1 tRNA gene is annotated in these 224 nt (G+C 34.4%); it reads right to left on the bottom strand.

From position 1 onward, the window contains the following. Positions 1 to 148: 148 nt before the first annotated feature. Positions 149 to 222 (bottom strand) — tRNA-Ile (locus tag ACY2RS_RS16075). Positions 223 to 224 lie beyond the last annotated feature (2 nt).

Below are 224 nucleotides of genomic sequence, written 5' to 3'. Positions count from 1 at the left end.
GAATTTAGAATTCAGATTTTCGAACAACGAAGTAATTCCCAACTTCTAAAATTTCCTTTCAATATGTAATGAACGTAATTCAATTATCAGTAAACAATTAACAATAATACTTTGGTAATTGATCATTGATCCCTGAACATTGTTTTTGTAGTCTCAGGCAGACTCGAACTGCCGACCTCTACATTATCAGTGTAGCGCTCTAACCAGCTGAGCTATGAGACTTT

The organism is Patiriisocius sp. 208BN25-11 (assembly GCF_058147145.1).
This window is presented reverse-complemented; position numbering and strand designations above follow the sequence as displayed.